The sequence below is a fragment of the Bacillus sp. DNRA2 genome (genome assembly GCF_012843265.1).
Taxonomy (GTDB): Bacteria; Bacillota; Bacilli; order Bacillales; family Cytobacillaceae; genus Bacillus_BU.
On record NZ_JABAIT010000048.1, the window covers coordinates 1 to 11844 of the forward strand.

14 protein-coding genes are annotated in these 11844 nt (G+C 37.7%); 7 read left to right on the plus strand and 7 right to left on the minus strand.

Going from position 1 to position 11844, the window contains the following annotated elements:
- Positions 1–361: 361 nt before the first annotated feature.
- Positions 362–763: a hypothetical protein gene (locus tag HHO41_RS21450; protein ID WP_169102522.1), complete on the minus strand. Its 402-nt coding sequence runs from the start codon at positions 761–763 to the stop codon at positions 362–364.
- Positions 764–966: 203 nt separating this feature from the next.
- On the minus strand, positions 967–1188 hold the full coding sequence (locus HHO41_RS21455) for a hypothetical protein (protein WP_169102526.1): 222 nt from the start codon (positions 1186–1188) through the stop codon (positions 967–969).
- A gap of 558 nt (positions 1189–1746) precedes the next feature.
- Between HHO41_RS21455 and HHO41_RS21460 the strand changes: the two genes are divergently transcribed.
- Together HHO41_RS21460 and HHO41_RS21465 are read left to right on the plus strand one after the other, a co-directional pair.
- Positions 1747–1905: a hypothetical protein gene (locus tag HHO41_RS21460; RefSeq protein ID WP_169102524.1), complete on the plus strand. Its 159-nt coding sequence runs from the start codon at positions 1747–1749 to the stop codon at positions 1903–1905.
- A 170-nt stretch (positions 1906–2075) separates the two neighbouring features.
- Positions 2076–2390 (plus strand): hypothetical protein, encoded by a 315-nt coding sequence (locus HHO41_RS21465; protein WP_169102528.1) that lies wholly within the window; start codon positions 2076–2078, stop codon positions 2388–2390.
- Between the two features lie 998 nt (positions 2391–3388).
- Here HHO41_RS21465 and HHO41_RS21470 read toward each other — a convergent pair.
- Positions 3389–3526, minus strand: a complete 138-nt coding sequence (locus HHO41_RS21470) for a hypothetical protein (RefSeq protein ID WP_169102530.1) — start codon at positions 3524–3526, stop codon at positions 3389–3391.
- Between the two features lie 188 nt (positions 3527–3714).
- Between HHO41_RS21470 and HHO41_RS21475 the strand changes: the two genes are divergently transcribed.
- Entirely contained in the window at positions 3715–3954 is a 240-nt protein-coding gene (locus HHO41_RS21475; RefSeq protein WP_169102532.1) for a DUF1413 domain-containing protein, read from the plus strand.
- Between the two features lie 17 nt (positions 3955–3971).
- Here HHO41_RS21475 and HHO41_RS21480 read toward each other — a convergent pair whose 3' ends face one another.
- The 3 genes from HHO41_RS21480 to HHO41_RS21490 all read right to left on the minus strand — a co-directional run bounded on the left by HHO41_RS21480 (position 3972) and on the right by HHO41_RS21490 (position 7165).
- Positions 3972–4889: a coiled-coil domain-containing protein gene (locus HHO41_RS21480; protein ID WP_169102534.1), complete on the minus strand. Its 918-nt coding sequence runs from the start codon at positions 4887–4889 to the stop codon at positions 3972–3974.
- A gap of 278 nt (positions 4890–5167) precedes the next feature.
- Entirely contained in the window at positions 5168–5722 is a 555-nt protein-coding gene (locus HHO41_RS21485) for a tyrosine-type recombinase/integrase (RefSeq protein ID WP_169102536.1), read from the minus strand.
- A 1278-nt stretch (positions 5723–7000) separates the two neighbouring features.
- Positions 7001–7165: a hypothetical protein gene (locus HHO41_RS21490; RefSeq protein ID WP_169102538.1), complete on the minus strand. Its 165-nt coding sequence runs from the start codon at positions 7163–7165 to the stop codon at positions 7001–7003.
- A 339-nt stretch (positions 7166–7504) separates the two neighbouring features.
- On the opposite strand from HHO41_RS21490, the gene HHO41_RS21495 reads away from it, so the two are divergent.
- Positions 7505–7645, plus strand: a complete 141-nt coding sequence (locus tag HHO41_RS21495) for a hypothetical protein (protein WP_169102540.1) — start codon at positions 7505–7507, stop codon at positions 7643–7645.
- Between the two features lie 225 nt (positions 7646–7870).
- On the opposite strand, the gene HHO41_RS21500 is transcribed toward HHO41_RS21495, so the two are convergent.
- Positions 7871–8449 carry a MerR family transcriptional regulator gene (locus tag HHO41_RS21500; RefSeq protein ID WP_169102542.1) on the minus strand — a complete coding sequence of 193 codons (579 nt, stop codon included), beginning with the start codon at positions 8447–8449 and terminating at the stop codon, positions 7871–7873.
- Between the two features lie 1010 nt (positions 8450–9459).
- Between HHO41_RS21500 and HHO41_RS21505 the strand changes: the two genes are divergently transcribed.
- From HHO41_RS21505 to HHO41_RS21515, 3 genes are all read left to right on the plus strand, one after another.
- On the plus strand, positions 9460–9651 hold the full coding sequence (locus tag HHO41_RS21505; RefSeq protein ID WP_169102544.1) for a hypothetical protein: 192 nt from the start codon (positions 9460–9462) through the stop codon (positions 9649–9651).
- 289 nt (positions 9652–9940) lie between these two features.
- Positions 9941–11389 (plus strand): winged helix-turn-helix domain-containing protein, encoded by a 1449-nt coding sequence (locus HHO41_RS21510; RefSeq protein WP_169102546.1) that lies wholly within the window; start codon positions 9941–9943, stop codon positions 11387–11389.
- 21 nt (positions 11390–11410) lie between these two features.
- A complete protein-coding gene (locus HHO41_RS21515) occupies positions 11411–11743 on the plus strand; it encodes a hypothetical protein (protein ID WP_169102548.1) in 333 nt (110 codons plus the stop codon).
- Positions 11744–11844 lie beyond the last annotated feature (101 nt).

Consider the following 11844-nt stretch of genomic DNA (forward strand, 5'->3'; position numbering starts at 1 on the left):
AACACTATGTTCAAGGGTGTGTCCCTTTATAAGACGTTAGTTAGAATATTGCTCTTTGTTCTATCTTGTTTAAAGGCCCTTTTTAGGGTCTTTTTTCTTTGGTGGAGGACATAGTCCCCAGCGGAAGGCGTTCAACCCGATAGGGGCGAGAGGGCAGCGGATCCACACTAGCGATTTCTTACTATCTACCGGTGTTTTGCTATCTCTTTTTTGAATTTCCACTAAAAAAAGCCAGGGTCTCGCTCCCTGGCTTCTCTTTTTGCATTCACAGAAAACGCAAAAAGCGCTAATCATCAAAGTTATTTTAACATGTACTATTGAATTATTTTATAGGAAAAAAACACCAGGGAATTGTGATTATTTATGGATTTAAGTTATTAAGGGTGGATCCGTCTGGATTACTTCGTATATATGGTCTTACATATGTTCCATCACTTCTGTAATATCCTTTTACGCTGTGATAGCCTGGGTTATTAGGAGTTTCAGTTATGGGTGGTTCGGGGACATAATGTTTATCTCTTTCTGCTTGTTCCATAGCTTCTTTTTTTTGCTCAACTAGATAATCTATTTCGGAATCAGTTAAAGATCTAGCCGGTTTAGCTGGTCCGGGATTATTCCAATCATCCAAATAAGTAACGATTATGATGCTTCCTATTAGTGCTGATAATTTTAGGGCTGTGGTCAAGTCGGTTATTTTTATTAAGATAACTAAGCCGATTATTGCGATGCTAATTATTAAAATGTTCCACAAAAAATCTCCCATTTTGTCCCCTACTCCTTTTATTTTTTTGGAATATTAAGCACTTGGTATCATTTTCATAATATCCTAGTTTCATTTATTGAGATATTTTGGATTCCATAAAAATGGGCAGTAGGGGAACATTTGTAAATTATTAGACAAAATTAGGAAAGCTTAGTTGCTGGTAATCTGGATTCATTGGAGTTTATGGTTGCGAATTTGTACGGCTATTTCTTACGCTTAACCATCGTTTGATAAAAGTAGTTGAAGTATTTTCTGTTCCTGGTGACAACTTCCTCAAAGGTTCCTCGATCTCGAATGTTTTCTTCTGCCCAGGGGCGGCAGCCGTCGTGTTCGATGTTATACAAGATGGTTAAAACCACGTTTTGCCCTACCTTTAACTCCTTCATACACTTTTCACAATGCGGTTTGATTATGACTTTACTCATTTCCTTCACTCTCCTTTGCAACCAGAATAGCGAGATCGCGGCTGCCTGTAAAAAAGCCAAAAATGAGTTTTTGCGCCAATTTTAAGCTGAAACCGTTAGTTTCCCTACGGAAAAATGAATTTTCGGAGCGTTTTTTGGGTGTAAACTGCAAAAACGCATGTTTTTTAAAAAATTTTCGGAGGGCGTTCTGTCAGTGTCCGGAAATCCCCTTAAAAACATGAAAAAATCCTTATTTCGCAATGGTTTATGGGTGTTCGGGTTCCTAAGATTTATTAAGGTTGAAGGTTTTGGTCGAGCGGTACATTCCTTGTGGCTAAACACTTTATTGCTTTAATTCGTTAAAGTATATTAATCGAGCAATAGCACCAACTTTGTTAACAATAGAAATCCTGTTATATCAAAGGTTAACCGGTTAACTTAGTTAACCATTTTTCTTTTTTCTTTCTCATGAAATTCGTCATGTATCCCATTTTGCGTGAATAAAAAGTAAAGAGCGACAATTCCTTTCATAGCAATGGATTGTCGCTCTCTTTCACTTTTTTAAAAGGGGTGTTTTTGGTGGGCGACATGACGAAAGAAGCAAAAGAAAGCCGAAATCAATATATGCGTCGGTATATGCGAGGTTGGCGGCAGCAGAACAAGGATAAAATCCGTAAATATAACGAAGCTTATTGGAGTCGTAAAGCATCTGCTAAGCAGCAATCGGGGAGGGATTAAAGATTGGGTGGTTTAGCATACACAGAAGTATATGGAGTCATTGGATAGCACCTAGCGATCGTAGTTGGACCTTTTTTGAAGCCTGGCTTTGGTTATTATCTAAAGCACAATACAAAAATTCACCGCGGTTATTCAATGAACATATCGTCATGATAAAACGAGGTCAATGCTTGACTAGCATTAGGAAATTAGGAGCTCAATTTCAGTGGTCCAATGATAAAGTTTATAGATTTTTGGACGCACTTGAAGCTGATAATATGATTATCCGACAGCCGAACACCTATTATACGCTTATAACCATTGTTAATTATGATAAATATCAGACTCTATTCCAAAATTCCGAACACCATCCGAACGCTGACCGAACGGTGGACAGTACACCAACCGATACACAACCAGAATCATACAATAAAGAAATAAGTAAACAATTAAATAATAGCGATGGTCCGTCCATTTCACCTTATGATGATTTTCCATCATTCTAGGTTCAGAATATGTCGGTAACGATTTGTGATAATGTCGTCACTTGCGTAATAAATTTGGAATAGCATACAATGCTGACATTTTATATCATCAGCTGGTCGGTGAATGTCAGCAAGGGATTCCTCATATTTTTGTAGATTCCTAGCTAATTAAGGAAACAAGGGAATCCTACTTTCATTAACAGACTGTTGGACTCACAGACCAATAAATTGTTTACGGAAAATCGTATTTATTATAGAATTTACCTAACAAGGAATGTTTGTCTGACTCACATTAAGTGAACGAGAGCAAAAAAAAGCCAGGCGTTGCAACCGCCCGGCAAAAAATCTTGATGTGACTTTTGGATTGGTCTGTCCTTGGTAATACTAACATTCAAACGTTTAATTAATTTTCTGGAGAACTAATTAGGTGGGCGCCTAATTAGTTTTTTTCCGTTTTATCGGAGTTCCAGATCAATCGAACAGGAATAAATAAAAAATGTGCACCACTAGATGTTATAAAATCACAAACATCAGAAATAAAGTTCAATATTTCCATTGGCTGTCTCTCCTTTCCCCAAGGGGCGAGACAACCACCAAAAGTATGTTCTAGTTGATATTATTATTATAATGGTTCATCTGATATAAAAACTAGGATAAGCTAAATAGTTTTTTAAGGTTTTTTTTACCAGATTAAACCAACTATTGTTTATAGTATCTTGATTTTTTTAGATTTGGCAAACAGTTCTGTGGAATGCTCACCAATTTGTAGAGTTTTTCCTCCTTTCAGTAGGTAAATATAATTTATATTGTTTGTTTTTTTAGCGCCACCCTTCGAATTTTGACTTTAATTTATTCAAAGCATTTCATCATAAACTGTCAATCTATAAATCAAAAAAACAGTAAAAAAATTATTGAATATAAAAAGACATAAAAAAACGTCCATTAGAGGTCGCTTTTTTTATGTCTTTTTATTGCCGCAATCATTGTGGTGGTTATAATGTTCGATCATATTTATTCTGTCATCCCCTTTTAGTTTCTTTTCGAATCAAAAGGAAAATTTTAACACCGTGATAAGCCACAGTACCCATAACGTTTAATACCATTCCAATCATAGCTGTTGCCACAAGTAGCACAATTTGTAAATTCATCAATTCCATTAACTGATTCCTCCCTCAAAATAGGTTTGTACATTTATTGTAAATGGTTAGTAATGCTATGTCTTGACTCGTCAAGACATAGCTATTAAGATACACTTACCGAGTGACGAGTTATATGTATTTAGGTTGAAAATTAATTTTTGGAGGTTTTTAAAATAATTGATCAAAATACTTCATTGGAAGAATTAATGGATATGGTAAAGGTAACTTTACGAGAAATAAAACCAGGGGAAAATTTTGTGGTAAAAGATCTCTTTCGAGGTTTCGAGTGGAACCGAATCTCTAGAGGAAATCGGACCAAGTTAGGTTCGCTGTTCATTAGCTATTCGTATAGTGAAGGCAAAGACCTAATTGAAAGATTTGGTAAAACGCCACAAAACCAAATGATGTACCAAAAGAGGAAAGAGGAAATATCAGAACTTAAATAAGGAGGGAAAATCCCTCCTTATTTTTGTTTTGGTTGTCTAGCGGCAGCGGTTTTCTTTGTTTCGGTTACTTCAAACTTTTCATATAACCGCGCCAATTTTTCATTGTACTGATCGTGGACCTCTTGGAGCTTTTCTTGGAATTTGCGTTCAGCTTCCAGGACAGCACGTTCTTTTTCTAGGTTTTTGGTTATAGTTAATTGAGTTAACTCATTAACTTGGTTATCCTGTAAGGATTTCATTTCTTTCTCGTGGTCACGTTTGGCGTTATTCAATGCGGATGTTAACCCATTGATTTTGTCTTGTTGGCCACTGTTGGCTTCTTTCAATTCCTCAATGACGGATGACAATTCACTTTCACGCTGATTGAAGTTGGCTGTCATGCTTTCTTTTTCGGAAGCGTGTCGCTCCTTCAACTCTGTATTTTCCGTAGCGTAGCCTTTATATTCGTTCACCAGGGACGAAAGGGTGTCGATTTTGTCCTTGTACTCCTGGATTAAGTCTAGGTTGGTGGCGTTCATGGAACGGAGTCCTTCTAGCTGTTCGTTCAATTCCTGTGTTTCGGTAGCGCTTTGTTTAGCGGCAGCTTCCGATTGCTCTACTCGTTCCTTTAGCTCTTTCACGGTTTGTTGAAGGTCTGTGATCGTTAGGTCTTTACTCTCTAACTTTTCGCTTAGTCCTCGCACAGCGTCATCCTTCAAATAGTTGGCACGTTGAATCATGTTGGCCACTAATTCATAAATTCGTGTAGTATGTACTTCTAGTTCGGATAGGTCTTGTTTGTAATCGGGTGCACCTGTTTTTAATTCTTGGATTTCTGTCAATGCGACTGCTTTTTCAAACCACTCTTTTGAGGTGATCCCGGAGTTTTCAATCATTAGCTTTACTTTGTCGTGTAGTTCTTCGGAAACTTTGACGCCAAATGTTTTGTCTGACATATCCATTACTCCTTTAGGTTTACTTCTTGTCCCAATTGTATCATAGGGTTAACCGAGTTAACTAATGTTAACCGAAATTTCAAAGATGAATTTTTTGCTATATAAATTTTTGAATCTGACGTACTAATATCGACGGTTCCAGGGCAATTTGTAGTGATCTTCTAATACGCCAGGGAAACATTTTTTGCAATACCATGCTCGGGGATCACCGTTAGGAATTTGCTTCATTTCATGTTCTGGAAGTCTCCTAGCGCAGTAATAACACATTTTTTTCTCGGTCATAGTTTGAACCCGGCCAAACTATCTTCGATTTCCTCAGCTGTTATGCCGATATAACGCTTTGTGATATTCGGATGGCTATGATTAAGGATTTCTTGCAATTTAGCAATATCTTTCGTTTGTTTATAATACCAATAGCCGAACGTTTTCCTCATGGTATGTGTTCCGATGCCTTCCTCGATGTCGGCCATTTCAGCTGCTCGGTTCAGCTGTCGATATGCCTGGATCCTGGTTATAGGTTTATCGCCTTTTCGGCTGGGGAACAGCCATTCACTATCCAGACCTTTGATATAGTCATTTAGTTCGTCATAAATGTTTTGCAGATGAACTGTTCGTGGTTTTTGAGTTTTTCCTTCTCGAATAATGATCTTCTTTTTGCCTTTAACCTCCTTTGCTTTGAGCTGCAACATATCAGAAACACGCAATCCGACATTAATGCCGAGCAAAAACAATATGTAATCACGTTCGCTACAATGGCGCTTTAATGCCCACTTCATATCCTCAATTTTTTCTAGGCTCCGAATCGGTTCAACATTTTGGACACCTTTTGTCATGGTTGGTCCTTCTTCCCTTGTTTTATGTTGTTTTGAATGTAACGTTTTTTAATACCTACCTTCATTTTATAGCTTGTACGATAAAAGTCAATAAATTCAATAAAACGAATGTTACCTTTTATGTATTTTGTTACATTTGGTTTGTTTAAAAAACTCTTTTATATTGGTAAGCACAAAATGTGAAGTCAAAAGTATTAGTAAAATTAACAACTTGCTGCGTTTACAACACTTTTCTTGGTGTTATAATGTGGTTGGAGTCGCATTTAAACAAAAAAAGACATTTTGAAAAAACATGAAATTGAATCCAAACCTTCCTAATGGTCAAGTAGTTAATAGTTAACTGGTCATTAATTATTAGCGAAACCTTTTACAAAATCTTCTAGAAGTTTTAAGAAGTAAATTTGTGAAATTGGAGGTGGATATATGGACAATGAAATTTTTTCAAAATGCAGCATTGAACAATCTAAGCTGCATCAATGCAGCGATGATCGATTCAAGCTGTATCAATTTTTAAAAACTTAACTATTTATGTTCGAAAAAAGAAAAAAGGGGTTGAGAGCGCTTTGGTCGAAGCGTTTCTCTTCCCCTTTTTCTTTGTAACATTTTTCTTTTCAACCTTTATATCCAATATGCAAAAGCTTAACAATGATGGATTTTGAGTATTTTCCTAGCCCTAAAACAGAATGGTCGTTCTGTTCATAGAACATTATTTGATATTAAGGCATAATCAGAGAATCACATGGCATTAGCGACAAAACAACAACTACGATTATTTCTGAGTCGGCAATAGACTCGGTATGATGCTTGGTATTACTTGCAAAGCATATTCGGAAAATTTGCACCAAAATTCAACCTGTTTGAGCGTTATAGTGACATATTGTTCACTCGTTATAAGTCCAGAAGCTAACGCTATTTGCGGAAAAACTGTGATACATAAAAATCCAATGGCTAAAGTGACAACGATTATGGTTACCCAAGACAAGTTTTTCTTAGGTGGTTGATTATTATTGCTTGGGGTTGTTGGAGTCGCCCCAAAAAAAGATAAAATTGAAAACATTTTATTAAAATCCTAACCACCACCAAAGTTTAAAACTTAAGCCAGGTGCTATCATATTTTATCATCTAAATGGTGAATTTTTATATTTTTTGGTAAATTGCTTAAAAATTTCCTTTTTGTGTAAAAGATACGTTTCTATAAAGCCGAAGAAGAAGCAGCTGCAGTTGCAAAAAAATAGCCGACTTCTTATGGAAATCGACTTTTAAAAAGGATAACTGAAATTAAATAATGCTTTCCCAACCTACTTGCTTCATGCAGCTGATATACTCTTGTTCACTTAATCGCTGTTTTGCGATACTGCGAACTACTCTAACCCAACCTCTTTTTTCGATAACCGGAATATCCTTACTTCTCCAAAGGGCAACAATATCTGGTTTTCTGCTCATTCTTATCACCTCCAAAAAAACTTATATCCTTATATACGTATCAGCACCTCGTTTTCTATAATTGTAATTTTTTCCAATAGAGTTATAGGAGCAAATTACCATGAACATTAAGGCGTGTTTGCTGTTTTATCGGGCATACAAAGTCGGGATCCAAAATCTAAAGAGGAAATCGGAATACATGAGATTGAGTGCGAATGATTCCAAAAATCTGCGAGAATTTCAAAGGATTGTCTCATTGGTCGACCTGGTGATAGAGGGACTTACGGAGAACGAGCGGCTTTTCGTCCAGATGAAGTATTTTCAAAAAATATCTATGTCGGAGCTGGTTAAGGAGCTAAATTGCTCGGAACGGCAGCTATTTCGGAAGCAACGGAAGATTTTGGAGCAGCTGGTGACAGAATTGGAAAAATCGGCTTCTCAGATTGGTTCAGATTGAATGTTTCCGTGCTAGGGAATGTTCTTGTGAGCAAAGGAAATTGAAACGCTCAGAACGGCTTGTAGGGTGTTCCTGTCCTCATTTTTACCGTTGCAGATGCGATTTATCGTGTGTCGGTCTGTGTAGCGCTCATGTGTCGGTTGCTGTGTCGCTACTCTGCGTAAATAAGCTAGAGCGTGAGCTACTACCCTAAAACCGATACTCAAACGGATCCAGGAAAACTATGGTCCGAGCCAACAAAAAAAGACTATCCATTTTGGGTAGTCTTTTTATTTGCCAAACAACCGAGAGAAAAATCCTTTTTTTCTTTGTTCTTCCTGGTTTGCAGCTGCGATTTGGAGCTGCTGCTGCTTCGTTTCCCTTAGTGATTCTCGCAAGGATTCCATTAGTTCACGGTCTTTTTGGTCTTGCTTAATCCGTTCCTCGAAATATTGCTGCTGCTGATCTAGCTTTTTAGAAAACTCCTTAATCAATTCTGTTTGCTGGATGACTAGCTGCTTCAATTCATCGAATTCTTCCTTCGTGTGTCGGTCGTTGTGTCGCTCGATTGGTGCTATATCGGCTGTGTCACTGACCGACACAACGCTATCGCCAATCGTTGATACAACTGCGTTACACGCCTGTTCTAGCGTCATATCGGGGTGGCTTTTGATTTCTATTAGTTTCCTTAGCGCTATAACGTCACGATCAAAGTATCCCCTATGACCTTTTTCGTTTTTATGAAACTTGTAACCGGCTTTTTCGAGCTGACCGCTATATTTCCGTAATGTTGATTCCTTAATGTTCAATAATGTCGCAACTTCACCAGAACCGTAAACAATCTGTGTCGCTGATATATCGCTTGTCATGTCGCCCACCTCACCGTTATATCATACGACACAAAAGCGGATAACCCTTTAAAGAGGATTGAAGTATAACAAAAATGCCATATTTAATAATTTTCAAGTTTAAAGCAGCAAGAGCATGATGGTTATTCGATTGAATAACGACGATTGCATTTTAAACGCTTCAAACGTTGAACTACTAGGGAAACGAAGGAAAGGTGTATGCGTGAGAGGGGTAGGGGTGCCTAAACGCTATTAGGTAAAGAATCTGTGGTATTCATTAGGGAAATTAGCCGAGAAATGGATGCTGGTATTTGTGTGCGGATATTAGTGTTCATCCGCACGATGCAGTCAGTGTCGATATTATTAGTATCTATGGTTTTGGAAAAACCCAGATTCGCTAGTTCTCGCCTGGCAAAATTGGTTATGCGAAAATCATTTCATTGGGGAGTACCTCAGTGAAACCCCAAAAACGGTAAGTAGTACCATACGACACAAGAGTAACAAAAAATAATGTTTCTGTGGATATTTGTATTAAGAGGAATGAATGAAGCGATCAAGTTTCATTTCGCCTGGACCTCTCCTAGCGAATAATGTTATGAGACAATTTAAATGGGTGCTAAAAAATCGCTAAATAATCAATACAATACCAAGCACTAGGAGGGATTGAAGATTTTTTTAAAAAAATCGGGATTTTTATAAAGGGTTTTCAAAAATCCTTTGAAATTATGATTCAAGGAGGTGGAAGGGGATGGATTTACCAACAGCAACATTTATGGTTCTTTTTATCGGCTTAATCTGGAACATGACACAAAAAAAGTAACCCCCCTCGAAAAAGGATTACTTTCTGGAATGGCCGTAGCATTGCCGTGCTGCGGTCATTTTCTTTAATTTTCGCCCAAAGTATATCATAAATCGCTTTTCTAGCCTAATCTAGCTTAAAAAATGGAGGAAATTTCCTTTTGCTATCGAATGGTAAATAGGCTATATGTCATTTTGTTTGTTGAAATAATGGGAGGAAGGGGGTGGAAAATGTGAGCAATGTTGATTTAGCTGTTGCGCAAATTGTAAGTGCTATTATTTCGAAAGAAAAAGTTGAAGTTTTGGCAGACAACGAAAATGGTGTTTTAATCGGAATTAGAAAAACTAGTGAAAAAGACCCCAACTTTCAGTCAGCTTTAACATTGGAAGATTTAATCATCCAAGTGAATAAAGCGTTTAAGTGATTTGTAGAAGCATCCTTTCGAGGGTGCTTTTTTCATAAAAAGGTAAATTTGCTCATTTATTTACAAAATGCCGAAAACTTTTTAAAAAAAGCTCGTTCGATTTTGTTAGAATAGTAGACATAGAAAAACCCCAGATAGTTTGGCGACCGTCGGGGTTTCTCAAGAACAAACAACAGGAAGGTGTTCCTTCTGGTGAAGGGACAGGATTTCCGGCTATTAAGTTATGCACTTTTATGTGTGCATTATATCATAGCCGGAAATCCCTTTCTAGAGAGAAAGTGGTGAACCTATGGAAAATGCGGAAAAAATTTTTCTCCAAGAACCAATTAATATTCGCCAAATAGATAAATTGGATGCGGTAGACCAGGAGAAGATCCAGCTAATACGAAATTATTTACAAGTACATAAGCCTATAAAAGTGGACGCTAAGAAGTTCATTAAGAAAGTTTTTGAGGGAACGGATTATTTTGTTTGCCTGTTCAACAAAAATCCCGATACGGTTTTCAATGAGTTGTTTGGAGTGCGGAAAGAAGTTTACCGGGTTATAGATCGCTATGAAAATAAAAAGGATAAGTATATAAGTTATTCTTCTTATGTTTCAAAGAAATCTAAAGACCAGAATGGCGATAAAAAGAAAGTACGGACCATAGAGAATATTCGGCACACGGTTTGCCTGGTTCAAGACTTGGATTACTACAAGTTTGGCATTTCAGAAAGCGGAGCCTTAGCAACGATCAGCGAGTTAGTGGATGCCAGGGAGCTAGAAATGCCCCATATTCTGCTTTTTACAGGCAAGGGCATACAATTAATCTGGTTAATTGATAACGTCTATATGAAGCGAGATTCAAAGTCTCATAGAGTGTGGACTGCCGTGCAAGAAAGCATGATGGACGTTTTAAAGGATTTAAACCCCGATAGCGTGGTTAAAAACCCGGCGGCCGTAACCAGGCTACCTAACACCATAAATAGCAAAAATGGGCAGCAAGTAAGGGCGTATCTGCTCCGAGAGGACCGTTTACCTTTAGGATATTTCATCGAGAACTATTTACCCTTTCCAGAACCGGACGTAAGACCAGCCAGAAAAGTCGGCAAGGTCGTTCGCTCTCCTAAGATGTGGAATGAATTCACGCTTAACAGGGAGCGTGAGAATGACGTTTTTCGGATTGTGGAGTATAAACAGTCTCACAATGAGAATCTCATTGGAATAAGGCAGCATTTAGCTCTGGTGCTAAGGTTTCATGCGCTAGTATCGTCCGAGGGCGATTATGAGTATGCGGAGAACCAGGTTCATCATTTATGGGCCATAATGAAGCAGCGTGAGCACACTAGCCTGGATGAAATATTAAGACGCAGCCAAGCAGCTGAACGATATTACCAGGAGTACAAGGGCGAGGTAAAATGGACCGGAGACGGAAAGTATCAATGTCCAGGGTTATTCTATAAAAATACTACTCTTGTGAAGAAGTGGGAAATCCCGGTTGAGTGCCAGATCCAGCTGAAAACGATTAAGGTTAAGAACAAAGAGTATGATCGGGTTCGGAAAAATGCCGAGAGACGGAACAAAGGCATAGTGGCTCGTGAGGATTATTTAGAGCAGCAGAATGATAAGAAAGCGGATAAGTTGTGGCAGCTTCAAAAGGCGTTGGAACGCTATCCGAACGCTACGCAAAGGGAGTTAGCGGAGTATTTAGGTTGGAGTGTAGGAACTGTTAATAATTACATGAAACGGATTAAATAACGTGATTACAAGGGGTTTTATATGAATTTCAAAGATAAAGTTTGGGTTATCAAGGATGTCAGTAAGCAATATGATACTGCTGGAGTTTTAGAGATTGAGGGATTTTCTGAAGCCTTAGAGGAAGATACCGAAATTTGTACTGTTTGGACTAATGATGTTCATTGGCAGGAACAGTTAGAAAATGCTAATTTGCTAAGTTTAGCTCCAGAAATGTATAGGATGCTGAAATCGTGTCATGTATACTTTTCAACTAACAAGAATGATGAATTCATGGAAAAGAAAGTTGGAGAATTGTTGAAGGATATTGAAAATATTGATTCCATGCTAATTTTTGCAGAAGATAATGGGGAGTAGTTAACACTATGTTCAAGGGTGTGTCCCTTTATAAGACGTTAGTTAGAATATTGCTCTTTGTTCTATCTTGTTTAAAGGCCCTTTTTAGGGTCTTTTTTCTT

Bases quoted from the DNA above. Each gene is read 5' to 3' on its own strand.
- HHO41_RS21450 (WP_169102522.1), bottom strand. From the start codon at position 763: ATGGGAGATTTTTTGTGGAACATTTTAATAATTAGCATCGCAATAATC.
- HHO41_RS21455 (WP_169102526.1), bottom strand. From the start codon at position 1,188: ATGAGTAAAGTCATAATCAAACCGCATTGTGAAAAGTGTATGAAGGAG.
- HHO41_RS21470 (WP_169102530.1), bottom strand. From the start codon at position 3,526: ATGGAATTGATGAATTTACAAATTGTGCTACTTGTGGCAACAGCTATG.
- HHO41_RS21475 (WP_169102532.1), top strand. From the start codon at position 3,715: ATGGATATGGTAAAGGTAACTTTACGAGAAATAAAACCAGGGGAAAAT.
- HHO41_RS21480 (WP_169102534.1), bottom strand. From the start codon at position 4,889: ATGTCAGACAAAACATTTGGCGTCAAAGTTTCCGAAGAACTACACGAC.
- HHO41_RS21485 (WP_169102536.1), bottom strand. From the start codon at position 5,722: ATGACAAAAGGTGTCCAAAATGTTGAACCGATTCGGAGCCTAGAAAAA.
- HHO41_RS21490 (WP_169102538.1), bottom strand. From the start codon at position 7,165: ATGAGCAGAAAACCAGATATTGTTGCCCTTTGGAGAAGTAAGGATATT.
- HHO41_RS21500 (WP_169102542.1), bottom strand. From the start codon at position 8,449: ATGACAAGCGATATATCAGCGACACAGATTGTTTACGGTTCTGGTGAA.
- HHO41_RS21510 (WP_169102546.1), top strand. From the start codon at position 9,941: ATGGAAAATGCGGAAAAAATTTTTCTCCAAGAACCAATTAATATTCGC.
- HHO41_RS21515 (WP_169102548.1), top strand. From the start codon at position 11,411: ATGAATTTCAAAGATAAAGTTTGGGTTATCAAGGATGTCAGTAAGCAA.